The sequence below is a fragment of the Pseudonocardia sp. 73-21 genome (genome assembly GCF_001899645.1).
In the GTDB taxonomy this organism is placed as follows: Bacteria; Actinomycetota; Actinomycetes; order Mycobacteriales; family Pseudonocardiaceae; genus Pseudonocardia.
This window is the reverse complement of the sequence record NZ_MKVV01000061.1, coordinates 83909-107146: the sequence shown is the minus strand read 5'-3', so window position 1 is coordinate 107146 and position 23238 is coordinate 83909. Positions and strand designations below refer to the sequence as shown.

The 23238-nt window shown below is 72.8% G+C and carries 30 protein-coding genes, 1 tRNA gene and 3 pseudogenes; 21 read left to right on the top strand and 13 right to left on the bottom strand.

What is annotated here, in order from left to right; translation table 11 throughout:
* Window positions 1-16: 16 nt before the first annotated feature.
* From BGP03_RS20380 to BGP03_RS20345, 8 genes and pseudogenes are all read left to right on the top strand, one after another.
* Complete coding sequence (locus tag BGP03_RS20380) at window positions 17-487, top strand: M67 family metallopeptidase (protein ID WP_296373818.1); 471 nt, start codon at window positions 17-19, stop codon at window positions 485-487.
* A 44-nt stretch (window positions 488-531) separates the two neighbouring features.
* A pseudogene (locus BGP03_RS20375) lies at window positions 532-801 on the top strand (MoaD/ThiS family protein); the annotation flags it as partial.
* Between the two features lie 71 nt (window positions 802-872).
* Complete coding sequence (locus tag BGP03_RS20370) at window positions 873-1823, top strand: cysteine synthase (RefSeq protein WP_296373817.1); 951 nt, start codon at window positions 873-875, stop codon at window positions 1821-1823.
* Window positions 1824-2029: 206 nt separating this feature from the next.
* On the top strand, window positions 2030-2659 hold the full coding sequence (locus BGP03_RS20365) for a rhomboid family intramembrane serine protease (protein ID WP_298800493.1): 630 nt from the start codon (window positions 2030-2032) through the stop codon (window positions 2657-2659).
* Window positions 2660-2669: 10 nt separating this feature from the next.
* Complete coding sequence (gene murI / locus BGP03_RS20360) at window positions 2670-3494, top strand: glutamate racemase (RefSeq protein WP_296373813.1); 825 nt, start codon at window positions 2670-2672, stop codon at window positions 3492-3494.
* Window positions 3491-3874 (top strand): hypothetical protein, encoded by a 384-nt coding sequence (locus BGP03_RS20355; RefSeq protein ID WP_296373811.1) that lies wholly within the window; start codon window positions 3491-3493, stop codon window positions 3872-3874. Before murI ends, BGP03_RS20355 begins: the two co-directional genes overlap by 4 nt.
* Complete coding sequence (locus BGP03_RS20350; protein ID WP_296373809.1) at window positions 3867-4277, top strand: hypothetical protein; 411 nt, start codon at window positions 3867-3869, stop codon at window positions 4275-4277. The genes BGP03_RS20355 and BGP03_RS20350 overlap by 8 nt, the downstream gene beginning before the upstream one ends.
* A complete protein-coding gene (locus tag BGP03_RS20345) occupies window positions 4274-5047 on the top strand; it encodes an MBL fold metallo-hydrolase (protein WP_298800492.1) in 774 nt (257 codons plus the stop codon). Before BGP03_RS20350 ends, BGP03_RS20345 begins: the two co-directional genes overlap by 4 nt.
* On the opposite strand, the gene BGP03_RS20340 is transcribed toward BGP03_RS20345, so the two are convergent.
* Entirely contained in the window at window positions 5044-5526 is a 483-nt protein-coding gene (locus tag BGP03_RS20340) for a DUF2231 domain-containing protein (protein ID WP_296373806.1), read from the bottom strand. The two genes, BGP03_RS20345 and BGP03_RS20340, sit on opposite strands and share 4 nt — an antisense overlap.
* A gap of 62 nt (window positions 5527-5588) precedes the next feature.
* On the opposite strand from BGP03_RS20340, the gene rph reads away from it, so the two are divergent.
* Window positions 5589-6347 carry a ribonuclease PH gene (rph, locus tag BGP03_RS20335; protein WP_296373803.1) on the top strand — a complete coding sequence of 253 codons (759 nt, stop codon included), beginning with the start codon at window positions 5589-5591 and terminating at the stop codon, window positions 6345-6347.
* Between the two features lie 61 nt (window positions 6348-6408).
* Window positions 6409-7014 (top strand): RdgB/HAM1 family non-canonical purine NTP pyrophosphatase, encoded by a 606-nt coding sequence (rdgB, locus tag BGP03_RS20330; protein ID WP_298800490.1) that lies wholly within the window; start codon window positions 6409-6411, stop codon window positions 7012-7014.
* Here the strand turns inward: rdgB and BGP03_RS20325 are convergent.
* Complete coding sequence (locus BGP03_RS20325; protein WP_296373799.1) at window positions 7004-7399, bottom strand: carboxymuconolactone decarboxylase family protein; 396 nt, start codon at window positions 7397-7399, stop codon at window positions 7004-7006. The two genes, rdgB and BGP03_RS20325, sit on opposite strands and share 11 nt — an antisense overlap.
* A gap of 77 nt (window positions 7400-7476) precedes the next feature.
* On the opposite strand from BGP03_RS20325, the gene BGP03_RS20320 reads away from it, so the two are divergent.
* A complete protein-coding gene (locus tag BGP03_RS20320) occupies window positions 7477-8199 on the top strand; it encodes a TVP38/TMEM64 family protein (protein ID WP_298800489.1) in 723 nt (240 codons plus the stop codon).
* Window positions 8200-8231: 32 nt separating this feature from the next.
* Here BGP03_RS20320 and BGP03_RS20315 read toward each other — a convergent pair.
* Window positions 8232-8308, bottom strand: a tRNA-Leu gene (locus BGP03_RS20315).
* A 323-nt stretch (window positions 8309-8631) separates the two neighbouring features.
* Window positions 8632-9099: a thioredoxin-dependent thiol peroxidase gene (bcp, locus tag BGP03_RS20310; RefSeq protein ID WP_298800488.1), complete on the bottom strand. Its 468-nt coding sequence runs from the start codon at window positions 9097-9099 to the stop codon at window positions 8632-8634.
* 89 nt (window positions 9100-9188) lie between these two features.
* Between bcp and BGP03_RS20305 the strand changes: the two genes are divergently transcribed.
* A complete protein-coding gene (locus tag BGP03_RS20305) occupies window positions 9189-9410 on the top strand; it encodes a DUF3618 domain-containing protein (RefSeq protein ID WP_296373793.1) in 222 nt (73 codons plus the stop codon).
* A 7-nt stretch (window positions 9411-9417) separates the two neighbouring features.
* Here the strand turns inward: BGP03_RS20305 and BGP03_RS20300 are convergent, their stop codons facing one another.
* The 4 genes from BGP03_RS20300 to BGP03_RS20285 form a co-directional block, all read right to left on the bottom strand.
* Window positions 9418-10587, bottom strand: coding sequence for an FAD-dependent oxidoreductase (locus tag BGP03_RS20300; protein ID WP_298800487.1), 1170 nt, complete (start codon window positions 10585-10587; stop codon window positions 9418-9420).
* Between the two features lie 85 nt (window positions 10588-10672).
* The gene (locus tag BGP03_RS20295; RefSeq protein ID WP_296373789.1) at window positions 10673-11452 is read right to left on the bottom strand and encodes a SigB/SigF/SigG family RNA polymerase sigma factor; all 780 of its coding nucleotides are present in this window, start codon (window positions 11450-11452) and stop codon (window positions 10673-10675) included.
* Window positions 11449-11889, bottom strand: a complete 441-nt coding sequence (locus tag BGP03_RS20290) for an ATP-binding protein (protein WP_298800486.1) — start codon at window positions 11887-11889, stop codon at window positions 11449-11451. The genes BGP03_RS20295 and BGP03_RS20290 overlap by 4 nt, the downstream gene beginning before the upstream one ends.
* A 71-nt stretch (window positions 11890-11960) precedes the next feature.
* Window positions 11961-12344, bottom strand: a complete 384-nt coding sequence (locus BGP03_RS20285) for an STAS domain-containing protein (RefSeq protein WP_296373786.1) — start codon at window positions 12342-12344, stop codon at window positions 11961-11963.
* A gap of 129 nt (window positions 12345-12473) precedes the next feature.
* Here BGP03_RS20285 and BGP03_RS20280 point away from each other — a divergent pair, with 129 nt between their 5' ends.
* Both BGP03_RS20280 and BGP03_RS20275 read left to right on the top strand, forming a co-directional pair.
* On the top strand, window positions 12474-14672 hold the full coding sequence (locus tag BGP03_RS20280; RefSeq protein WP_298800485.1) for a SpoIIE family protein phosphatase: 2199 nt from the start codon (window positions 12474-12476) through the stop codon (window positions 14670-14672).
* 189 nt (window positions 14673-14861) lie between these two features.
* Entirely contained in the window at window positions 14862-15455 is a 594-nt protein-coding gene (locus BGP03_RS20275; RefSeq protein WP_298800484.1) for a hypothetical protein, read from the top strand.
* Here the strand turns inward: BGP03_RS20275 and BGP03_RS20270 are convergent.
* Together BGP03_RS20270 and BGP03_RS20265 are read right to left on the bottom strand one after the other, a co-directional pair.
* Complete coding sequence (locus BGP03_RS20270) at window positions 15452-15745, bottom strand: WhiB family transcriptional regulator (protein WP_296373782.1); 294 nt, start codon at window positions 15743-15745, stop codon at window positions 15452-15454. The two genes, BGP03_RS20275 and BGP03_RS20270, sit on opposite strands and share 4 nt — an antisense overlap.
* A 210-nt stretch (window positions 15746-15955) precedes the next feature.
* Window positions 15956-16363 (bottom strand): STAS domain-containing protein, encoded by a 408-nt coding sequence (locus tag BGP03_RS20265; protein ID WP_296373781.1) that lies wholly within the window; start codon window positions 16361-16363, stop codon window positions 15956-15958.
* 58 nt (window positions 16364-16421) lie between these two features.
* Here BGP03_RS20265 and BGP03_RS20260 point away from each other — a divergent pair, with 58 nt between their 5' ends.
* The 4 genes and pseudogenes from BGP03_RS20260 to BGP03_RS20245 all read left to right on the top strand — a co-directional run bounded on the left by BGP03_RS20260 (window position 16422) and on the right by BGP03_RS20245 (window position 18917).
* On the top strand, window positions 16422-17525 hold the full coding sequence (locus BGP03_RS20260) for a PLP-dependent cysteine synthase family protein (RefSeq protein WP_296373780.1): 1104 nt from the start codon (window positions 16422-16424) through the stop codon (window positions 17523-17525).
* A gap of 130 nt (window positions 17526-17655) precedes the next feature.
* A pseudogene (locus BGP03_RS20255) lies at window positions 17656-17937 on the top strand (twin-arginine translocation signal domain-containing protein); the annotation flags it as partial.
* A gap of 145 nt (window positions 17938-18082) precedes the next feature.
* Window positions 18083-18208 (top strand): annotated as a pseudogene (locus tag BGP03_RS20250) (alkaline phosphatase PhoX); the annotation flags it as partial.
* 88 nt (window positions 18209-18296) lie between these two features.
* Window positions 18297-18917 carry an alkaline phosphatase PhoX gene (locus BGP03_RS20245; RefSeq protein WP_298800483.1) on the top strand — a complete coding sequence of 207 codons (621 nt, stop codon included), beginning with the start codon at window positions 18297-18299 and terminating at the stop codon, window positions 18915-18917.
* Between the two features lie 268 nt (window positions 18918-19185).
* Here the strand turns inward: BGP03_RS20245 and BGP03_RS20240 are convergent, their stop codons facing one another.
* Entirely contained in the window at window positions 19186-20562 is a 1377-nt protein-coding gene (locus BGP03_RS20240) for an amidase family protein (protein ID WP_298800482.1), read from the bottom strand.
* 143 nt (window positions 20563-20705) lie between these two features.
* A complete protein-coding gene (locus BGP03_RS20235) occupies window positions 20706-21101 on the bottom strand; it encodes an STAS domain-containing protein (protein ID WP_298800481.1) in 396 nt (131 codons plus the stop codon).
* Between the two features lie 191 nt (window positions 21102-21292).
* Between BGP03_RS20235 and BGP03_RS20230 the strand changes: the two genes are divergently transcribed.
* On the top strand, window positions 21293-21574 hold the full coding sequence (locus tag BGP03_RS20230; protein WP_296373768.1) for a DUF2795 domain-containing protein: 282 nt from the start codon (window positions 21293-21295) through the stop codon (window positions 21572-21574).
* Here the strand turns inward: BGP03_RS20230 and BGP03_RS20225 are convergent.
* A complete protein-coding gene (locus tag BGP03_RS20225) occupies window positions 21492-21971 on the bottom strand; it encodes a thioesterase family protein (RefSeq protein WP_298800480.1) in 480 nt (159 codons plus the stop codon). The two genes, BGP03_RS20230 and BGP03_RS20225, sit on opposite strands and share 83 nt — an antisense overlap.
* 19 nt (window positions 21972-21990) lie before the next feature.
* Between BGP03_RS20225 and BGP03_RS20220 the strand changes: the two genes are divergently transcribed.
* Both BGP03_RS20220 and BGP03_RS20215 read left to right on the top strand, forming a co-directional pair.
* On the top strand, window positions 21991-22419 hold the full coding sequence (locus tag BGP03_RS20220) for an acyl-CoA thioesterase (protein ID WP_298800479.1): 429 nt from the start codon (window positions 21991-21993) through the stop codon (window positions 22417-22419).
* 168 nt (window positions 22420-22587) lie between these two features.
* The gene (locus tag BGP03_RS20215; RefSeq protein WP_296373762.1) at window positions 22588-23208 is read left to right on the top strand and encodes an alternative oxidase; all 621 of its coding nucleotides are present in this window, start codon (window positions 22588-22590) and stop codon (window positions 23206-23208) included.
* Window positions 23209-23238: the final 30 nt, after the last annotated feature.

Here is a 23238-nt window from a genome sequence, read left to right as displayed (position 1 = left end):
CCGTAGTCTGGGGCCCGTGCTGGTGATCCGAGCAGATCTCGTCGACGAGATGGTGGCCCACGCCCGGCGGGACCACCCCGACGAGGCCTGCGGCGTCATCGCCGGGCCGGAGGGCTCCGACCGGCCCGAACGCTTCGTCCCGATGCTCAACGCGGCGCGCTCGCCCACGTTCTACGAGTTCGATTCCGGCGACCTGCTGCGCCTCTACCGCGACATGGACTCCCGCGACGAGGTGCCCGTGGTGGTGTACCACTCGCACACCGCCACCGAGGCCTACCCGTCGCGCACCGACATCTCCTACGCCTCCGAGCCCGAGGCGCACTACGTGCTCGTCTCGACGCGGGAGCCGGCTGTGGTGAACTCCACCGGCCACGAGCTCCGGTCCTACCGGATCGTCGACGGTGTGGTCACCGAGGAAGAAGTTCAGGTCGTGGAGACTTATATGTTCGCGCACAACGGCGCGGACACGGTCCCCGACCAGGACTGATGTTCCCCGCCCATCCCCGTTCCACGACCTGGAGTTGAAGACTAGTGGCCGTCACCGTATCCATCCCCACGATCCTGCGCACCCACACCGGCGGTGAGAAGTCCGTCGAGGCGAAGGGCAGCACCGTCGCCCAGGTCATCGCCGACCTGGAGAACAACCACAACGGCATCTCCGACCGCCTGCTCAAGGACGGCAAGCTGCACCGCTTCGTCAACATCTACGTCGACGACGAGGACGTGCGCTTCGCCGGTGGCCTCGACGCCCCCGTCACGGAGAACTCGACGGTCACCATCCTTCCGGCGGTCGCCGGGGGTGCCGAGATCACTTCGCCCGTCGACTCCGCTGCGATCAAGAGTTCCCGTACCGTCGCCGGAGGCTGACCCAGATGGCCCGGTACGACTCCCTGATCCAGGCGGTCGGCGACACGCCGATCGTCGGGCTCCCCTCGTTCTCGCCCGCGCCGAACGTGCGGCTGTGGGCCAAGCTCGAGGACCGCAACCCCACCGGCTCGATCAAGGACCGCCCCGCGCTGGCCATGATCGAGAAGGCGGAGGCGGACGGGCTGCTCGAGCCCGGGGCCACGGTACTGGAGCCGACGTCGGGCAACACCGGCATCTCGCTCGCGATGGCCTGCAAGCTCAAGGGCTACAAGCTCATCTGCGTGATGCCGGAGAACACCTCGAACGAGCGCCGGCAGCTGCTCACTATGTACGGCGCGGAGATCATCTCCTCCCCGGCCGCGGGCGGGTCCAACCAGGCGGTGGCCATGGCCAAGCAGCTGTCGGCGGAGAACCCGGACTGGGTGATGCTCTACCAGTACGGCAACCCCGCCAACGCCGACGCGCACTACCGCGGCACCGGCCCGGAGATCCTCCGGGACATGCCCACCATCACGCACTTCGTCGCGGGCCTGGGCACCACCGGCACCCTGGTGGGCGCCGGGCGGTACCTGCGCGAGCACAAGCCCGACGTGCAGGTCGTGGCCGCCGAGCCGCGTTACGGCGAGCTGGTCTACGGCCTGCGCAACCTCGACGAGGGCTTCGTCCCCGAGCTCTACGACCCCGACGTGCTCACCGCCCGCTACTCGGTGGGCAGCCACGATGCGCTGCGCCGCACCCGCCAGCTCGTGGACCAGGAGGGCATCTTCGCGGGCATCTCCACCGGGGGCATCCTGCACGCGGCGCTGGCCGTGGCGGAGAAGGCGGCCGGGGCGGGCGACGCCGCCGACATCGTGCTCATCGTCTGCGACGGCGGCTGGAAGTACCTCTCCACGGGCGCCTACAGCGGCACCCTGGACGAGGCGGCCGACGGCATCGACGGCCACCTCTGGGCCTGATCACCGGTTCCCACCCGGTCATGATCGCTTCCGGTCGCACCGTACGGCTCTCCGATCGGCGACACTGTGCGGTGAACGGCGATCACGGCGGTACGCGTCGCCCGATGATCGTGATCGGCCGCACGCCGCGGCCCCGCACCGGGCGGCGGCGTGCGGTCGGCGGCGATCTTCGCTGGTCGGGGGCCGATCCGCGTACCCTCGACGGCATGGTCGCTCCTGCTCCGGCCCCCCGGCGGTCCATCGCACGCGTGCTCCCGCCGTCTCCCGCTGCCGCCGCCGTCACGATGCTCGCGTTCACCGCGCTGCTGTACGCGATCGAGGCGGTGGACCAGATCACCGGCGACGACCTCGAACGGGGCGGTGGCATCATCTCCCGCCATCTCGACGGGCTGTGGGGCATCCTCTGGGCGCCGCTGCTGCACGGAAGCTGGGGTCATCTCCTCGCCAACACCGTGCCGTTCCTCCTCTTCGGGTTCCTCGCGATGGCGGGCGGCATCCGGCAGTGGGTGGCGGTCACGGCCACGATCTGGGTCGTCAGCGGGCTGGGGGTCTGGCTGGTCGGACCGGACAACGCCTACACGGTCGGCGCCTCCGGCGTGATCTTCGGATGGTTGGTGTTCCTGCTGGCACGCGGGTTCTTCGCGCGCAGCGCCCGGCAGATCGGGCTCGCGATCGTGCTGTTCGCGATCTGGGGGAGCGTGCTGTTCGGCGTCATCCCCGGGCAGCCCGGCATCTCCTGGCAGGCGCACCTGTTCGGGGCGCTGGCCGGCCTGCTGGCGGCGTCGCTGGTGGCCCGCGCCGACCACCGGGTCGGGCCGGTACCGCTGGGAGCCTAGGCTCGACCCCATGGGTCTGGACTCGCCGATCGGCATCTTCGACTCCGGGGTCGGGGGGCTCACGGTCGCCCGGGCCGTCATCGACCAGCTCCCCGCCGAGCAGGTGATCTACGTCGGCGACACGGCCAACGGCCCCTACGGCCCGCAGTCCATCGCCGACATCCGCCGCCACGCGCTCGCTCTCGGCGACGCGCTGGTCGACCGGGGCGTCAAGGCCATGGTCATCGCCTGCAACACCGCCTCCGCCGCTTGCCTCGCCGACGCCCGGGAGCGCTACCCGGTGCCGGTCGTGGAGGTGGTGCTGCCCGCCGTGCGTCGCGCCGTCGCGGCCACCCACACCGGCCGCATCGGCGTGATCGGCACGAAGGCCACCATCGCCTCCGGCGCCTACACCGACTCCTTCGCCGCCGCCCGCGACCTCGAGATCACGGCCGTGGCGTGCCCGCGGTTCGTCGACTTCGTGGAGCGCGGCATGACCAGCGGCCGCCAGATCCTCGGCCTCGCCCAGAGCTACCTGGAGCCGCTGCAGCGCGCCCGCGTCGACACCGTGGTGCTGGGCTGCACCCACTACCCGCTGCTCGCGGGCGTCCTCCAGATCGTCATGGGCCCGGACGTCACGCTCGTGTCCAGCGCCGAGGAGACCGCCAAGGACCTCGTGCGCGTGCTCATGTCCCGCGACCTCGCCCGCCAGCCCGAGGACCCGCCGCACGCCCCGCACCAGTTCCTCGCCACCGGCGACCCGGAGCCGTTCCGCCGGCTGGGCCGGCGCTTCCTCGGCCCGGAGATCGCCTCCGTGCAGGCGCTGCACGCCGCCCCGGTAGCGTCTTCCCCGTGATCGCTGCGCTCGAGGTGGTGGTGCTCGTGGCGCTCGGCGTGCTCGCCGTCTACGGGTTGGTCCTCACCGTGCTGAACCGGCCGCCGGACCGCATCTCGACGATCGCCGTGGGGGTCGTCGTCGCGCTGCTGGTGGTGCAGGCCGCCGTCGCCGTGGTCCAGGTGCTCGGCGGCGTCCAGCTCGTGGAGACCTCCACGTTCCTCATCTACCTGGCCGTCTCCATCGGCGTGCTGCCCATCGCCACGCAGTTCGCCACCGCCACCGACGAGAACACCGGGGACGGCCCCACCCGCTGGGGCGGCACGGTGATCGCCGTCGGCGCGATCGCCGTCGCGGTCGCGGTGGTCCGCCTCCAGTACCTGTGGGACGCCCGTGTCTGACTCCGTCCGCGCCACCTCCTCGGGTCCGGGGCGGGTGCTCATCGCCGTCTACGGGATCTTCGCTCTCTCGGCCACCGCCCGGGCCGCCGTGCAGATCGCGTCGAAGTTCCACGAGGCCCCCGTGGCCTACCTGCTCTCCGCGCTCTCGGGCGTCGTCTACATCCTGGCGACGATCGGCCTGGCCGGGCACCGTCCCTGGTCACGGCGGCTCGCGTGGACCGCCGTCGTGATCGAGCTGGTCGGGGTGCTGGCCGTCGGCACGTTCACGGTGCTCGACAGCGGCGACTTCCCGGACGACACGGTCTGGTCGGTCTACGGCCGCGGATACGGGTTCATCCCGCTCGTGCTCCCCCTCATCGGACTGTGGTGGCTGCGGCGCACGAGGGCTAACGTTCGGCCATGAGGCTGATCGTGCTGGGCTGTTCGGGCAGCGGGCCGGGGCCGGTCTCGCCCGCGTCCGGGTACCTGCTGGAGGCCGGTGACGCGCGGTTCGTCCTCGATCTGGGCAACGGTACGTTCGGTGCGCTGCAACGCCACTGCGACCCCTGGACGCTCGACGGCGTGCTGTTCTCGCACCTGCACCCCGACCACTGCTCCGACTTCGCCTCGCTAGCGGTGTTCCGCCGCTACCACCCGCGCCCGCCCTACGACGTCACCGCGCGCCGGCTGCCGGTGCTGGCCCCCGCCGAGGCCCCGACGCGTTTCGCGGCCGCGTACGCGCCGTCGGCGGCCGAGCTGGCCGAGACCGACATGACCGACGTGTTCGACTTCCGCCCGATCTCCGACGGCAGCTCGTCCGAGCTGGCCGGGGCCACCGTGCGCGCCGGCCGCGTCGACCACCCGTGCGACGCCTACGGCCTCCGCGTCGAGGCCGGGGGTCGCACCATCGTCTACAGCGGCGACACCGGCCCCTGCGCCGGGCTGGTCGAGATCGCGCGCGGCGCCGACGTCCTGCTCTGCGAGGCCACCTGGCCCCACCACGACGACGCCCCGCCCGGCGTCCACCTGTCCGGGCGCGAGGCGGGGGAGCACGCGGCCGCCGCCGGCGTCGGGCGGCTGCTGCTCACGCACGTGCCCGTCTGGTTCGACGGCGAGCAGCTCATGGCCGAGGCCAAGGAGGCGTTCGACGGCCCGGTGGAGCTGGTGGCCCCGGATGCCGCCTACGAGGTCTAGCCCCTGCCCACGCCCTTCCAGACCGCCGTCGCGCCGGCGTCGCCGATCCAGACGACGAGGCCGGTGACGACGAGCCCGAGCACGGCCGCCAGCACGGTGGCGATCGTGGTGACCCGCGACGAGGTCCGGGTGGTGGCCCCGTCGACCGGGCGGCTCGTCCGGAACTCGGTCACCACCGCCACCGCCAGCACCACCAGGAACGCCACCGCCCACGGCAGCAGCGTGTTGCCGCGCTGCTCGTGGATCTGGATCAACGGGTTCGGGCCGGGCAGCACCCGTTGCAGCTGCTCACCCGTCTGCGTGGCGACCGGCACCGCGGCCACGCCCACCAGCGCCATCAGCAGCACCGGGATGCCGAAGGTGCGGCGCAACCGGGGGCGGACGGCGATCAGCAGCGCGCCCAGGGTGGCCAGTGGCAGGAGGACGACCACAGCGTGGATCACCAGAGGGTGCGCCGGGATCCCGTTGATGGTGAACATTCAAGGAGTAAACCGGTGAGGTCAAGAGGTCCGCGTGAAGCGCCGTCCTTAAGCTGGGCGCCGTGACCCAGGCGACCGCACGCGCAGACGGCAGGACCGACGACGAACTCCGACCGGTGACCATCACCCGCGGCTTCCAGAAGCACCCCGCAGGCTCGGTGCTGGTGGAGTTCGGCGACACGAAGGTGCTGTGCGCGGCCAGCGTCACCGAGGGCGTGCCGCGCTGGCGCAAGGGCTCCGGCCTGGGCTGGCTCACCGCCGAGTACGCGATGCTGCCCTCGGCCACCAACACCCGCAGCGACCGCGAGTCGGTCAGGGGTCGCGTCGGCGGCCGCACCCACGAGATCAGCCGGCTCGTCGGCCGTTCGCTCCGGGCCTGCATCGACCTCAAGGCACTTGGGGAGAACACCATCGCCCTGGACTGCGACGTCCTGCAGGCCGACGGGGGCACCCGCACCGCCGCCATCACCGGCGCCTACGTCGCGCTGGCCGACGCCGTCACCTGGCTGGGCGCGCACGGGAAGCTGTCGGACCCCAAGCCGCTGTCGTGCCAGGTGGCCGCGGTCAGCGTCGGCGTGGTGGACGGCCGGGTCCGGCTCGACCTGCCCTACGAGGAGGACTCGCGCGCCGAGGTCGACACGAACGTCGTCGCCACCAACACCGGCACGTTGATCGAGGTCCAGGGCACCGGTGAGGGCGCCACGTTCAGCCGTCGCACCCTCGACGCCATGCTCGACTCCGCGCTCGCCGGCATCGAGCGCATCGCGCAGATCCAGGCCGAGGCGCTCGCGCTGCCCTACCCCGGGGAGCTCGCTCCGTGATGTCGCCCGCCACCATCACGGCTCTCGTGGCATCGGCCGCACCGGTCGAGGAGAACTCGGCATGACCAGGCTCCTGCTCGCCACCCGCAACGCCGGCAAGCTCGTCGAGCTGCGCCGCATCGTGGAGACGGCGGACCTCGGCGGCCTGACGGTCCTCGGGCTCGCCGACGTGCCCGAGTTCCCCGAGGTTCCGGAGACCGGCGCCACCTTCGCGGAGAACGCGCTGGCCAAGGCCCGGGACGCGGCGGCGGCCACCGGGCTCCCGGCGGTGGCCGACGACTCCGGGCTGACCGTCGACGCCCTCAACGGCATGCCCGGGGTGCTCTCGGCGCGCTGGTGCGGCAAGCACGGCGACGACGTCGCCAACCTGGAGCTGCTGCTCGGCCAGCTCGGTGACGTGCCCGACGAGCGTCGCGGCGCCGCGTTCGTCTGCGCCGCCGCCCTGGCCGTCCCGGGAGGCGCCGAGACGGTGGTGCACGGCGAGTGGCCGGGGCGGATCATCCGGGCCCCGCGCGGCACCAACGGCTTCGGCTACGACCCGATCTTCGTGCCCGAGGGGGAGGAGCGCTCCTCGGCGGAGCTGTCCGCCGGGGAGAAGGACGCGGCCTCCCACCGCGGCCGCGCCCTGCGGGCGCTGGTGCCGCACCTGGCGGCGCTCAGGGTGTGACGGGGTCCTCCTCGGCCAGCACCCGGCGGGCCACCCCGAACGCGCTGTTGGCCGCCGGCACGCCGCAGTAGATCGCGGTCTGCAGGAGGATTTCGACGATCTCCTCACGGGTCAGCCCGTTGCGCAGGGCGGCGCGCAGGTGCAGCTCCAGCTCGGCGAGGTGGCCGTGGGCGACCAGTGCGGTGAGCGTCACGGCGCTGCGCATGCGGCGGTCGATGCCCGGGCGGGTCCAGACGTGGCCCCAGGCGTACTCGGTGATCATCTTCTGGAACTCGGCGGTGGTGGCGTCGGCCTTCGCCAGCGCGGCGTCGACGTACTCGGGGCCGAGCACCTCACGGCGCACCGCGAGGCCGTCGGGATCGAGGTCGAGATCGGGTGTGTCCACGATCGATCACGGTAGCCGGGAGACGATCGGCCCACCCTTCCCGCGGGCGGCACCCGGACGTGGGTACCGTCGGTGCCATGACCCGACCCGGGACGTGGCGTGCCGCGACATGGTGGCGCGCGGTCGCCGGCGTGCTCGTGCTGCTCGCCCTGCTCGTGGTGGTGGTGCTGCTGGTCCGCTCGGGCGGCATCCACCACGTGCGCCGCACGGTGGCCGAGGCCGGCGCGTGGGCGCCCGTGCTGTTCGTGCTGCTGCAGGGCGTGGTGACGATCACCCCGTTGCCGCGCACGGTCTTCACCGTGGCCGCCGGGGTGCTCTTCGGCGCGGTCTTCGGGGTCGTGCTCACCGTGCTGGCCACGCTGCTCGCCGCCCTGGCCGCGTACTGGCTGGTGGGGTTCGTGGGTGGCGCGTTCGTGGACCGGCACTCCCACCGCCCGGGCGTGGCCTGGGTGCGCGGGCGGCTCGACCACAACGGCCTGCTCGCGGTGGTGTCGCTGCGGCTGATCCCGGCGGTGCCGTTCGCGGTGATGAACTACGCCGCGGGGCTGGCGAAGGTGCGCGTGCTGCCGTACGCGGTGGGCACGGTGCTCGGCGTGCTGCCCGGCACGGTGGCCATCGTGGTGCTGGGCGACGCGGCCACCGGCGGCAGCATCAACCCGGCCTCGTTCGCGGTCTCGATCGCCGGTGGCCTCCTGGGCCTGGCCGGGGCGGCCATCGCGTCGCGGCGGGGACCGGCGGCCCGCCCGGAGCTCGCCCCCTCCGCGGCAGCCCCGGAAACCGGCCCGGAAACGGCCGCATAGCTCGCTGCGGCGCAGAGGGCGGACCCCCGCGGTGGTGCCGGCGACGGGATTCGAACCCGCACTGTCGGCATTCTAAGTGCCGCCTCTCTGCCAGTTGGAGTACGCCGGCTCCTGTTCCGCCCGCACCATGTGTCGGTCGGCGCGTGGCAGTTCGGGCACAGAATACGGAGGTTCCCCGGCCGATTGTCGGTGTGGTCGCCGTTGATGTGGTCCAGGACCAAGGGGAGTGGCTCTCCTCGCCGGTCGCTCAGGCCGGCCGCGATGAGACGCCTCCGCAGCAGGCTCGAACGGACGATGGAGCCCTGCGCCGGAAGGTCCTGCAGCGGTGTGGCGCCCTGGTGGAGGGCCGGCCTCGGCGGTCCAGCTCCGAGGTCTCGGCATGCCCGAATCGTACCGAACGTCAGTTCGATCGATGTGGAGTTGTCCACAGGGTCAGACCTTGAGGTCCTTGCGCAGCTTCGCCACGTGGCCGGTGGCGCGGACGTTGTACTGCGCCTCCTCGATCTTCCCGTCGGCGTCGATGACGAACGTGGAACGGATGACGCCCGTGACCGTCTTGCCGTACATCTGCTTCTCCCCGAACGCGCCGTAGGCGTTGAGGACCGTCTTCCCCGGGTCCGACAGCAGCGGGAACGTCAGGCCCTCCTTGTCGCGGAACCTCGCGAGCTTGGCGGGCTTGTCGGGGGAGACGCCCAGGACGTCGAGGCCGGCGTCGTTCAGCTCGGCCAGGTTGTCGCGGAAGTCGCAGGCCTGCTTGGTGCAGCCGGGCGTGCTGGCGGCCGGGTAGAAGTAGACGACGACGCGGCGGCCGCGGTAGTCGGAGAGCGAGACGGGCTTCTCGTCGGCGTCGGGGAGGGTGAAGTCGGGGGCCGGGTCGCCGGCCGCGAGTCGGGTGCTCATGACGCGATCCTGGCACGCCCCTCCGACGGTGACGGCGGGTGTGATCTACGGTGACCACCTCAGCAACCATCTGTACGTCAGGAGGCGTCGTGGCGCGCGACCCGGACACCATCCAGCGCGAGATCGAGAAGGCGAGGGACGCCCTCGCCGACAGCCTCGACGTGCTCAGCGAGCGGGCGAACCCGAAGAAGTTCGTCGACGCGGGCAAGCAGAGCGTGACCGACACGCTCAACCAGCCGAAGGTCCGCTACGCCCTGATCGCGGTCGGCGCGATCGTCGGGCTCGCGATCCTGCGCAAGCTCTTCAGGTAGGTAGGGCCTACAGGGTCGCGGCGAACTCCAGCGCCGCGGCCCGGTCCGCCCCGTCGGCCACCAGCGCCCGGTAGCGGGCGATCAGCCGCGCCGCGCCGAATCCGGCCACGGCCACGAGCTTCCCGCCCGCCAGGTACCCGGCCACCGTGCCCTTGATCGGGCCGCCGTCCAGCCCCGTGCCGTGCAGCGGGAGCACCTCGTCGGCCCCGTCGGGCCGTCCGATCAGCTGGATCTTGAGCCCGAACTGGTCGGACCAGAAGTACGGCACGGTGGCGGGCGGGGCCTCCTCGCCGACGATGTCGCGGGCCACCACCGCCGCCTGGTCTCCCGCGCTCGTCCAGTGCTCGCTGCGGTGCCCGTCCCAGGACGCGACGTCGCCGACCGCCCAGACGCCCTCCAGGCCCTCCACGCGCCCGCTGGGGCCGCAGAGCAGACCACGGGAGGCGTCGACGCCCTCGATCCAGTCCAGGTCCGGCACGCCGCCGATCCCGACGACGACGGCGTCCGCGGTGACGGTGCTTCCGTCCTCCAGCGCGACGCCCCCGTCGACGAACCCGGTGATGCGGACGTTCGTGCGCAGGTCCACGCCCCCCTCGGTGAGCAGGCGGCCGGCCACGGCGCCCAGATCGGCCCCCAGCGCGCGCGAGGACGGCGCCGGCAGCGCCTCCAGGACCGTCACCTCCACACCCCGGGATCGCGCGGAGCTGGCCACCTCGGCCCCGATGAACCCGCCGCCCACGACGAGCAGCGACCCGATCTTCTCGAGCTGCGCACGCAGGGCCAGCGCGTCGTCGAGGGTGCGCAGCGTGTGGACCGACGCGGGCTGGTCGGGGAGCCGACGGGCCACCAGCCCGGTGGCGACGACGATCGCGTCGGCGTAGAGCGTGGCGCCGTCGGACAGCTCGACCTCGCCCGGGCGCAGCGCGACGGCCCGCAGCCCCAGGTGGGTGCGCACGCCGAGGTTCTCGAGCTCCTCGACGGTGCGCAGCCCGGTGCGCTCGGGCTCCCAGTCGCCGGTGAGCACCTGCTTGGACAGCGGCGGCCGGTCGTAGGGCGCGTGCTCCTCGGCCCCGACGAGGCTGATGCGGCCCTCGTAGCCCGTGGCGCGCAGCTGCTCCACGGTGCGCAGGCCACCGAGGCCCGCGCCCACCACGAGGACATGTTCAGGGTTGGTCACCGAGTGCTCCTTCCGGCGAGGCGGCCGCTACCGGTGCCGTGATGGGGGTGGGCGGGGAGACGCATGCCCTGATCGTCGCCGACGCTCAACCGGAGCGCGTGTCCGGGTCGAGTCGGGTGCGCAGCCGGTCGAGCGTCTGGGCCAGCAGCCGCGAGACGTGCATCTGCGAGATGCCGACCTTGTCGGCGATCTGGGTCTGCGTCATGTTGCCGAAGAACCGCAGCAGCACGATGGTGCGCTCGCGCTCGGGCAGCTCGGCGAGGACGGGCCGCAGGGCCTGCTGGAAGTCGACGCGGGTGAGCTCGGCGTCGGCCTCGCCCACCAGCTCGCCGACGGTGGCGCTGCCCTGCTCGGACGAGAGCATCTCGTCCAGCGACGAACTGCGGTACGCCTCCGACGCCTCGAGCCCCTCCAGCACGTCGGCGACGGGGACGCCGAGCTGGTCGGCGATCTCGCTGGGGCGCGGGGCCCGGCCGAGGTCCTGGGAGAGGTTCGACACGGCGGTGTTGATCGACACGTGCAGGTCCTTCAGCCGCCGCGGCACGCGCATCGACCAGCCGAGGTCCCGGAAGTGCCGACGCACCTCGCCACTGATGGTGGGCACGGCAAAGGAGAAGAAGTCGGTGCCGCGTTCGGGGGAGTAGCGGTCGACGGCGTTGATGAGACCGACCGTGGCGACCTGCACGAGGTCGTCCAGTGGTTCACCGCGGTTGTTGAACCGCCGCGCGATGTGCTGGGCGACGGGCAGGAAGCCGGTGACCAGCTCGTCGCGCAGCGCCTCGCGGCGGGGGTCGTCGGGATCGAGAGCGGCGTACTTCTCGAGTAGAGGAGAGAGGTGGCCGTACTCGGGGTCGCCTTGGGTCACCGGGGGGCGTCGCCGGCGTGCTTGTCCAGCCGGATCCCGACCGTCGGGCCGTTGCCGTCGACGCCGGGCGTGCGCAGCGCCTGCACGTCGTCGGCCAGTGTCTGGAGCACGCGCCAGCCGAACGTGTCGGTGGAGACGGCCGCGTCGGGCTGCCCGGCGTTGACCTCGGCGCGGACCTCGATGCGCTCCCGGCGCACGAGGAACGTGCACCGCAGCGAGGACGACGGCGCCGCGACGTCCACGAGCGTGGCGCAGGCCTCGTCCACGGCCATCCGGAGGTCGGAGATCGCGTCGAGGTCGAAGTCGGCCCGGGCGGCGAGATCGGAGGCGACCGCCCGGATGGTGGGGATCAGCGCGGCGTTCGCCGACGTCCGGACCTCCACGGTGGACACCCCGTCGAGCGTCTCGGCGGATGTGGGGAAGTCCAGGTCGGACACGCTGGCGATCTCCTTCCGGTGGAACTGGCGAGGGTCGTGCCGGTCATCTTGCTACCCGCGCGGGCGATCGTTCAATCGACCGCTGCGGACACATCCTCGTACATGTCGAAAAGCTGCTCGGAACCGGTGATCTGCAACGGCCTCCGCACGGCCCGCGAAGCGGTGACGAGACGCAGCCGGAGCCGGCGGTCGGCGGCCCGGTGGGCGGCCCGGATGAGCACCGCCAGGCCGCTGGACGCGAGGAACGTGACGCCGCTCAGGTCCACCACGAGGCGGTCCGCCTCCTGCTCCGCGAGCAGGTCGCTCAGGGCCTGCTCCAGCGGGGGAGCGGTGAGGGTGTCCACCTCGCCGTGGACGTCGAGGAGGACCGTGCCGGGCTGCGGCAGGGTGATGGAGGTCCGCAGCGGCGGGGCGTCGGCGGTGGGCCGGGAGCAGGGCGCGACGGGGTCGCTCACGGTGGGTCACCTCCGGCTGGTCACGGCAGCAGTTCTCGGGAGCGGCTGGAGTCTCAACCACGTTGTGCCCAACATTAGCCGCGCTGCTTCGTCTCGCGACTCCGGGGCGTCGCGTCCTAGGCTGCTGCGGTGGTGGATGTTCAGGGAATGACGGCGGCGGCGACCACCGCCGCACAGCTGCCGCAGGTCCTGGGTGGTGCGCCGGCTGCGATCCTCATGATCGACCTGCGGGAGCGCAAGGTCGTCTACGCCAACTCCTCGGCCATCGAGCTGACGGGCGACCGCGTCAGCCTGCCCGTCGACATCGACGTGTGGGGCGACGCGGCGGGCCTCACCGACCTCGGCGGCAAGCGCATGAGCGAGACCCAGTCGCCGTTGTCGCTGGTGGCGGGTGGGATCCCGGTGGCGGGCGAGCCGGTGGCCGTGCACGATGCCGCGCGCCGCGGCTCGTCGGCCACCTCGGAGCAGCGGGAGGCCACCGAGGGGCGGTTGCTCTGGGTCACCGGCTTCGCGCTGTCGGGCGTCCTCGACATGCCGGTGGACGGCCCGGACGACGAGCGCGACCTGGAGTCCCGTGCCCTCGTGGTGTTCCAGCAGCTCTCCAACACCGAGCACGGCGAGCGGCGCCGACTCGAGGTGCTGCGCGACCGGGCCGTGGTCGCCACCGAGATGTCGTTCACGATCACCGACCCGCGTCGCGAGGACGACCCGCTGATCTGGGTGAACCCGGCGTTCACCCGCCTCACCGGCTACCCGCTGCACGAGGTGGTGGGCAAGAACTGCCGGCTCCTGCAAGGGCCCAACACCGACCGGTCGGCGGTCGACCGGATCGTGGGCGCGCTGCGCCGGCGCGAGCCGATCACCGAGATCCTGCTCAACTACCGGCGCGACGGCACGGCCTACTGGAACCAGGTGTCGATCTCCCCGGTGTTCGACGGCACCGGCGAGCTCGTCAACTTCGTCGGGGTCCAGAACGACGTCACCGAGCGCGTGCTCGTCGAGCAGGAGCGCCGGACGGCGCTCGCCGACGCCGAGGAGGCCCGGGGGCAGCTGCGGCTGCTGGCCGAGGCCACCACGCAGATGACCGGCGCGCTCGACGTGGCGGACGCCTGCGAGCGCCTCGCACGCATCGTCGTGCCGCAGCTGGCCGACCTCTGCGCGGTGGACCTGCTGGACCGTCCCGGCTCGGCCACGCCGGTCCGCATGGCCGTGGCCGCCCGCGACGCCGACGACGAGGCGCGGCTGCGCACCCTCGGCGAGCTGCGTGACTACCGGGTGGGCGCCGGCAGCGACACGGGAGCGGTGCTCGCGGGCCTGGAGCCGGTGCTGCTGTCCGAGCTGCCCGAGAGCGGTACCGATCGCTACGACGCCGCGGTCGGGTCACCGGCCGCGGCCACCTACGAGCGGCTGCGGATGCGCTCGGCGATGGTGGTGCCGGTGCGGGCGAGGGGCCGGGTGCTCGGCTCGCTGACCCTGATGACGCAGCACCCCTACGGCCGCCGCTACACCTCGCGCGACCTGCACCTGGCCACCGACCTGGCCGGGCGGGCCGGGCTCACCGTCGACAACGCCCGGCTCTACGAGACCGAGCACGCGGCGGCCGTCACGCTGCAGCACAGCCTGTTGCCCGCCCTGCCCACCGTGAAGGGGCTGCGGCTCGCCGCGCGCTACCTCGTCGGCATGGACGGCAACCAGGTCGGCGGCGACTGGTACGACGTGCTCCCGCTGCCCGACGGCGCCGTGGGCATCGCCGTCGGCGACGTCGTGGGGCACGACCTGCGCGCCGCGGCCGCCATGGGCCAGCTCCGCGGTGTGGTGCGCTCCTACGCCTGGGACGGCGGGCTGCCCGGATCGGTGCTCGACCGCTGCGACCAGCTGGTGCAGGGCCTGGAGATGGCGGCCATGGCCACCGCGGTGTACGCGCGCATCGAGGAACCGGACCTGGCCGGTCACCGGATCGTCCGCTACGCCAACGCCGGGCACCCGGCGCCGCTGCTGCTGGAGCCGGACGGCACGCTCGTGCGTCTCGACCGGCAGCGCAGCCCGATGATCGGGGCGGTGCCCGACTTCGGCCGGCGCAGCGGCCCGGGCCGGGCGGAGGCGGAGGTCTCGTGCGCCCCCGGCTCGATCCTGCTGCTCTACACCGACGGCATCACCGACATCGCGGGCGAGGACGCCGACGAGCGCACCGACCTGCTCGAGCGCACCGTGGCGCACCTCGAGCCGGGCACGGACGCCGAGAGCGTGGTGGAGGAGGTGCTCCGGGTCTGCGTGCCGGACGGGCTCCGGGACGACGTGGCGCTGCTCGCGGTGCGGCTCGACGACTGACAGCCGGTCGACCGTCCACCGTGGACAGGGCAGATCCCGATCACCCTACCCGCGGGTAGTTCACCGTTCACGGACCTCGGTCGGCCGCTCGGCCCTCCGGGCTGGATTCGTGCGGTGCACGACCTGTCTACTGCACGGTGGAAGACCTGCAGGCTCCGTGAAGGGCTCACGTCGAAGGAGACGTACTCGATGGTCGCGGTCCCGGAGCTCCCCGCCTCCGCCGCTCCGGTCGCGCTGGGCGCCGCCGACCGGATCGGTGTTCCCGTGCGGCACCGGCGGGCGGTCGCGGTGGCCGCGAGCGCCATGGAGCTGTTCCGGCCCGAGTCGGATCTCGCCCGCCTGCTGGAGAGCTTCCAGGAGGTCGACCTGCTGCTGGCGGCCGACGACATCCCGGTGCAGGCCTGCGGGTCCGTGCACGTCCTGGGCCCTGCGGGGAGCGAGCCGATCGTGCTCGACGACGGCGATGGTGACGACGGCGACGACGAGCCGGATGACGTCCAGGCCAGGGCGTCGGCGCTCGACCTCACCGACCTGAAGGTCCACCGGCTGGGCCTGACGGGCCCGCTCGGCCCCGCGGCGGAGGCCGACATGGTGGCCGCGATGAGCGAGCTCGTGGGGTTCGACCCGGAGCCCGGCGTGTACTGCCTGGCCCCGGCCGTGTCGCCGTCCGACGCCGGCCGGACGGCGGTCGGACGGGCGGCGCAGCGGATCGCGCAGGTCTACGGCATCCCGCTCCTGCGCTACCGCTGTCTCGAGCTGTCGGTCGTGGTCGTGGAGGACTAGCTCGCCAGCGGGATCCCCTGGCGCTCCAGGATGACGCGGCGCTCCGCCTCGGCGAGACCGCCCCACACCCCGAACGGCTCCCGCGTCTGCAGGGCGAACTCACGGCACTGCTCCACCACGGGGCAGCGGCCGCACACCTCCTTGGCCTGGGCGGTGCGTCGGGCCCGGGACGGGTTGCGCTCGCCGTCCGGGTGGAAGAACACGCCGCTGTCCATGCCGCGGCAGGAGCCGAGGCGCTGCCACTGCCAGGCGAAGTCCATGGGACCGGGAAGCCGGGAAACGTCGCTCATCGTCACCTCTTCACTCGTGCCCGGGCTGGCCGGGCGATCGAGGAGCAACTTCCCGGGTCGTTGCACGGCCAAACGCCTGGATTGCGCGGTACCCAGAGCAGTGGTGTCGCGCGGCGCCGTTCCCGGCGGCGATTCCGCAGCTCAGGGCGTTTGCGCAGGAGGGACTCCGCATCCACTCCGGCGGGCAGATGTGACGTACGTCACGGCCGATCAGGTCTCGGCGAGCGCCTGGTCGATCGTGTCGTGGATGTCGAACAGCGGGACGAGGCCCGCGATCGACAGCGGGCGCAGCACCCGCCGGGCGGTGCAGGCGAGGCGGAGCTCCACCCCGGCCGCGTGGGCGGCCTCGCGCACCTCGATGAGGACGGCGAGCCCGCTCGTGCCGAGGAACGTCACCCCGTCGAGATCGAGGACGACGAGCTCGGCTCCCGCCGCGTACTGGTCGAGCACGGACGAGCGCAGATGCGGTGAGGTGACCATGTCGACCTCGCCGCCCACCTCGATCACGGTCTGCTTCTCGCCCGGGGAGCTCAGCGAGAGGGTGATCTGGTCGTCGGCCTCCCCGCCGCGGGGTACCGGCGGCGGATCGAAGGCGGGGTTCTCTCGCGTCTCAGACATCGGGGACACCGTAGGGCTCCCGGGCTCCACCTGCCACTTCAAGCACTAGCCTCGGCCGGTGACCGCCACCGTCGACCGCTCCTGCTCCCGCACCCGCGCCTGGGTCGACGAGGCGATCCGGCGCGTCGAGGCCGACGCCAACCGCTCGGCCGACACCCACCTGCACGTCTTCCCGCTGCCGGCCGAGTGGGGCGTCGACGTCTACCTCAAGGACGAGTCGGTGCACCCGACCGGCAGCCTCAAGCACCGGCTGGCGCGGTCGCTGTTCCTGCACGCGCTGGTCAACGGCTGGATCGTCGAGGGCACCACGGTGGTGGAGGCCAGCTCCGGATCCACCGCCGTGTCGGAGGCGTACTTCGCGCGGCTGATCGAGGTGCCGTTCGTCGCCGTCATGCCGCGCTCCACCAGTCCGGAGAAGATCGCGCTGATCGAGCGGTACGGCGGGCGCTGCCACTTCGTCGACCGGGCCGCGGACATGTACGGCGAGGCCCAGGAGCTGGCCACGGCCTCGGGTGGGCACTACCTCGACCAGTTCACCCACGCCGAGAGCGCCACGGACTGGCGCGGCAACAACAACATCGCCGAATCGATCTTCCATCAGCTCGCGCTGGAGCGGTACCCCGTGCCGGCATGGATCGTCGTGGGCGCCGGCACGGGCGGCACGTCGGCCACGATCGGCCGTTACCTGCGCTACCGGCGCCACCCGACGCAGCTGGCCGTCGTCGACCCGGAGAACTCGGCGTTCCTGCCGGGGTGGGCGAGCGGCACGCCCGACCACACCACCGGCATCTCCTCGCGCATCGAGGGCATCGGGCGGCCGCGGATGGAGCCCAGCTTCGTGGTCGGGGTGATCGACCGCATGATCGCCGTCCCGGACGCGGCCAGCGTCGCCGCGGCACGGCACCTGCACGCCGTCACGGGGCGCTGGGCGGGCGGCTCCACGGGCACCAACCTGTGGGGTGTCTGGCAGCTGGTGGCCCGGATGCGGGACGAGGGCGTGCGCGGCAGCGTCGTCACGCTCATCTGCGACGGCGGCGAGCGCTACCGCCACAGCTACTACGACGACGGCTGGGTGGCGGAGCAGGGCATGGATCTCGCTCCGTACACGGCCGCACTCGAGGAGTTCATGAGCAGCGGTGAATGGTCCCCTCCGCCCGGTTGAGCAGGTGTGTCCGATAGCGGCTGTATATCCGTTGTTCACCTTCTGGACGGTTCGGTCAGAGACGGTGACGCACGGCCACCACCCGATCGAAGGATCTCGATCGGCCGTGCACGGAAACGGGAGACATCGCATGACTGACGGACTGAACCGGCGGGACTTCCTGGCGCGCAGCGCCATGGCGGGCGCGGGAGTGGCGCTGATCGGCAGCACCGAGATGCTGCTGACCACGCCGGAGGCGTCCGCGGCCACCACGGCCCGCCCCGCCCCGGCCGCCGGATACGGCGCGCTGGTCGCCGACCCGGCCGGGCGGCTGGCCCTGCCGAAGGGCTTCTCGTACACGATCGTCACGCAGGCGGGTTCCACGTTGCTGGAGTCGGGGGAGTTCACCCCCCGCAACCACGACGGCACCGGCACCTTCAAGGGCGAGGGCGGGCGCACGGTCCTGGTCAACAACCACGAGATCCGCGAGCCCTTCGGCACCGACCTCCCCGTGCCCCACCTCGACGACCTGACCCGGCACCGACGGGTTCCAGAAGGACCACGGCTACGTCTTCGAGGTGGACCTGTTCGACCGGGAGGCCAACAAGAACCCGCAGCCGATCAAGGCGCTCGGCCGCTTCGAGCACGAGGCCGTGGCCGTGGACCCCCACCGCGGCCACATCTACCTCACCGAGGACGCGTCCACGCCCACCGGCCTGCTCTACCGCTGGGAGCCCCCGAAGGGCTACCGCGGCAGGAAGGGTGCTGCGCCGGCTCGGGCCGACGGACGGCGTGCTGGCGGCGCTGAAGGCCTCGGACAGGGCCGGCAAGCACGTCGCCGACCTGTCGCTGGTGACCGTGCCCGGCACCGTGCTGAAGGTGGAGTGGAAGGCCATCCCCGACCGCGACGCCCGCACCACCCCCACCCGCAAGCAGCTCCCCGACACCGAGATCACCCGGTCGAAGAAGCTCGAGGGCGCCTGGTGGGGCGACGGCGGTGCCTACATCGTCTCCAGCTTCTCCCGCGAGACCGACAACCCGGGTGTGTCGAAGGTGCACGACGGGCAGATCTGGTTCTACGACCCGAAGCGGTCGACGATCACGCTGAAGCTGCTGTTCGGCAAGAACCCCGACCCCGCCGTCGACGGCGCGTTCGACGGCCCGGACAACGTCAGCGTCTCGCCCTACGGCGGCGTGATCCTCGCCGAGGACGGCGAGGGCATCCAGCACCTCGTGGGCGCCACCGACAGCGGCAGGACCTTCCCCGTGGCCCGCAACGACTTCTCGGACGCCACGAAGAACGTCGAGTTCACCGGGCCCGTCTACTCGCCCGACGGGAAGATCCTGTTCGCCAACATCCAGGAGCCGGGCTACATGTTCGCCATCACCGGCCCGTGGCGGAGTCAGGAGTAGTCCCACCACAGCCGGTACGGAGATCCTGCAGGACTGGCGGGTGGCGCCGCTGTCGCGCGTGCAGACCGTCGACACCCGGCGCGGGCCGCTGCAGCAGTGGCTCGGGCTCCCGCCGCGCACCGTCGACCTCGCCGCCGACGTCAGGCACCGGCTCGCCGGGCTCACCGTCGTCGCGACCGGGACGGGGCGCCAGGGCGGCGAGGCCGACGACGAGCTGAAGCTCGACGCGGTGGCCACGGCGGCTGCTGGAGCCGTTCCCGGAGGAGGGTCAGGCGTAGGAACGCCGGGGCGCGGCCCCCGCCATCGGCACCACCTGCTGTTCCAGCCGGGCGGCCGCCGCGAGCAGCGCGGCCTCCGACCCGGGCCGGCCCACGAGCTGCACGCCGACGGCCCGGCCGCCGACCAGCACCGGCGCCACCACGGCGGGCAGCCCGGCCAGGTTCCAGGCCTGCGTGAACGGCACGCGGGCGGCGGAGATCCGCAGCGTGGACAGGTAGCCGCGCCCGGCCATCGACCCGGCGCGCACGGGCGGCCCGGCGACGGCGGGCCCGAGCAGCATGTCGTGCCCGCCCTCGTCGAACCAGGCGATCATCTGCGCGCGCCAGGCCCGGGCCGCGGCGGGACGGGGGCGGGTGAGGAGCCCGAAGCGGCGTCCCTTGCGGGCGATCACGGCCGTGCGCCGGTCGAGCCGGGACGGGTCGAGATCGAGCGCGGCGACGTCGCGGGCCACTCCGGTGTGCCAGCGCCGCATCCACTGCGACGTGAGCCCGCGCGGGTAGGGCGGGTCGGCGAGCGTGACGACGGCGCCGCCGGGGCCGGCGCGCAGCCGGGCCGCGGCCCCCACGGCGGCCGCGCGGTGGTCGGGGTGCAGCTTCCCGACCGGTGACGGGTTGCGCACCGACAGCGCGATGCGCGCGGGGCCGGGCACGTCGAGGTCGCAGGCTCCGCCGCTGAGCACGGCGAGCATCAGGGCGGCGTCGCCGGCGGTGCGCGCCAGCGGCCCGGCCGCGGAGAGCCCGCACCAGTGCTCCTCCGCGCCGCCCGGCAGGGGCACCACGCCGGTACCGGGCTTGAGCCCGACGATGCCGCAGTAGGCGGCCGGGATGCGGATCGACCCGCCGCCGTCGGTGCCCAGGGCGAGTGCGGCCATCCCGGCCGCGACCGCGGCGGCGCTGCCCCCGCTGGAGCCACCGGGGTCCAGGGCCGGGTCGAGCGGGTTGCGGGTGACGCCCAGCGCGGACTGGGTGAAGCCCCACACCGCCAGCTCGGGCATCCTCGTCTTGCCCACGACGACCGCCCCGGCGGCACGCAGCCGCTTGACCAGCTCGTCGTCGCGGCGGGCGGGTTCGGTGGAGGTGGCCGCGGAACCGTGCCGGGTGGGGTAGCCGGCCACGTCGACGCAGTCCTTGATGGCGACGGGCACCCCGGCCAGCGGCAGGGCGAACCGGTCGGCGCGACTGTCGACGCCGCCCGCCTCGGCGAGTACCCGCTGCGGGTCGTGGGCCTGGAACGCGCCGATCTCCGGATCGCGTTCGGCGATGCGGACCAGGTGCGCCCGGGCCACCTCCACCGCGCTGCTGCGGCCGTCGTGCACGCGCTCGACGATCCCGGCCGCGGTGAGCGTGGTCAGGTCGGCGTCCTCCATCCGACCACCATGGCACTGATCTGGGGTTATGCGCGACCGACCCGCCGCTTCCGTTCAGGTGAGGTACGGGTTGAGCCGATCCGGCTCAATCCGGGCCCGGCCCTCCACTCCGTCGAGGACCCATTCCGGCGTACCGGGGGCGACTAGTGCGCCGCGCCCAGGGCCTCGGTGATGTCGTCGGCGATCGTGAAGAGCTGGAGCAGACCGGTGGCCTCGAGCGCCCGCTTGACGATGCGCGAGCCGGGCACCACCACGAGCCGGCAGCCGCGGTTCTCGGCGTCGTCCTTGGCTCCCACCAGCACGGCGAGGCCGGCCGAGCCGAGGAACGTGACATCGGAGAGGTCGAGCACGAGGTGCTTGACCTGGGCCAGCTGCTCCAGGAGGCGGACCTGCAGCAGCGGCGCGGTGAGCGTGTCGAGCTCCCCGACGACGTGCAGGACGCGCGCGTCCGGGCCGTGGTCGACCACGTCGAAGCGGATGATCTCGCCGACATCGGTGCCGTCACCGGCACCCGTGTCGACAGGCGGATCGACGTTCATACTGCGCACCGGCTCCTTGATGGACGTCGCGGACTTGTGGCGCGACTGGCTGCTCAACCGCCCCGGGGAACCCTACGGCGCCCGCCGGGAGGCGCACAACACGCCCCCTCTCCCGTGGTTTGGGGAAGTGTGACGTGGGGTACACCACACTCGGCGGACGCGGCGGGCGAACGCCTCACGAGGAGGACACCGTGCATCGCAGCAACTCCCGCGCCGACGTCGAACGCCTCTCGCAGGTGCTGGCCGACGCCACGTTCCCGGCCGCGAAGTGGCAGCTCCTCATGCACGCGGAGCAGTACGGCGCCGACTCCGCGACCCGCACCGACCTGTGGGTGCTCCCGGCGGGCGACTACCCGACGCTGACCGACGTGCTGGTCGCGCTCGGGCTGGTCACCGTCCCGGCGCGTCCGGCGGTGGGCTACCGTCCGCAGCCCCGGATCCAGGCGGCGGCGCGGGAGCAGCGCCCCGGCTGAGCGCGGCCCGGAGCGCGTCGGGCCATCCGGTGGCGCGGCCCGAGTCGAGGTCGACGTAGGCGGTCACGAGCGTGCCCGCGGCGGCCTGCTCGCCGGTGGCCACCTTCGTGGCGGTGAACGCGTAGGTCGCCGACGTCGTGCCGAGCCGCTCCACCCACAGCGCGATGTCCACCTCGTCGCGGAAGTAGAGCCGCGCGGTGAAGTCGACGGACACGTGCACGCGTGGCTCCCGTCCCCAGATCTGCCCGGCCACGCCCAGCCGCTCGTGCAGCGCGGTCTCGGCCTGCTCCGCCCAGTGCAGCACCGCCGTCCAGTGGTGATGGCCGGCCGCGTCCGTCTGCGCCCATTCGACCTGCCGCCGGATGGTCACGCGGGGCGGTCGCATCTCGTCGTCCATGGTGGGAGATCCTGCCGGAATGGCTGATCACTTCGCGGTCCGCGTGGGCGTCCGTAGCTACGAGATCGACGTGAACGGGCACGTCAACCACGCCAACTACCACCGCTACGCCGAGCACGCCCGCACCGAGCACATGAACGCGGCGGGCTGCTCGATCGACCGCTTCACCGAGAACGGGCTCGGCATCGTGCTCCTGGAGACCACCTGCCGGTTCCAGCGCGAGCTCCGCTACGGCGACGAGGTGGAGATCGACTCGCGGCTGTCGTTCGGGGAGGGGAGGACCTTTCGGATGGAGCACACCCTGCGCCGCGTCTCCGACGACGTCGCGGCGGCCGAGATCACCTGCACGATGGGGCTGCTGGACGCGGCCGCCCGCCGCCTGGTCGCCGACCCCGGGACCCGGCTGCGGGAGCTGGCCACGGCACCGGAGCTGCTCGACCCGGTGTGACCGGAGGGGTGCTGGCCACACCTGCGCCGGGGTGGGCAGCGCGGCGCGGGGGCGTCGGGATCGGGCCGGGTGATCGGCCGGGCAGCACCGGTGAACGGACGCGGCCCGCGCAGCACGCTCGTCCCCACCGCGGAACACCCCGCGGCACCGCCAGCTCAGGAGCACGCCATGTCCGCCCCCACCCTCGTCCCCGTCCACCGCGCGCCGGCCGTCGCCGAGCCCGTCACCGCCGCACGGACCCCCCGCCTGGGCCGCCGGGCCCTGCGCCGCGAGCAGCAGGCCACGCTCGACACGCCGCGCCGCGACTACTGCCTCGTCGCCCGGGCCTACCGCACGCTGGGCCGCCGCCACCGCGACGCGGGCCTGGCCCACCGCATCACCGAGCGGATCGTGGAGAACCGGGAGCAGCAGGACAACGAGCAGTGGCACCTGCTGATCACCTCCGAGCTGGTGGCGGCGACGGGCCGCCGGCAGTCGAGGCTGTGGTTCGGCGTCCTGCCGTGGCTGATGGCGTGCGGCTACTACCACGTGTCCTGGCTGCTGTTCGTCGTCGCGCCGCGGTGGAGCTACCGCCTCAACGCCGACTTCGAGGACCACGCCGAGCACGAGTACGCCCTGTTCGTCGCCGAGCACCCCGAGTTCGAGACGCAGCACCACTTCTCCCGGTTCGCCGCGCAGTACGGCGCGTTCGACTCCGTCGCCGATCTGCTCCGCCAGATCGGGCACGACGAGCGGAGGCACAAGCAGGAGTCGGAGGCCTACCTCGCGGCCGGGTCCCTGTACGGCTAACGCCGCACGACCACCGGCCGATTACGACTT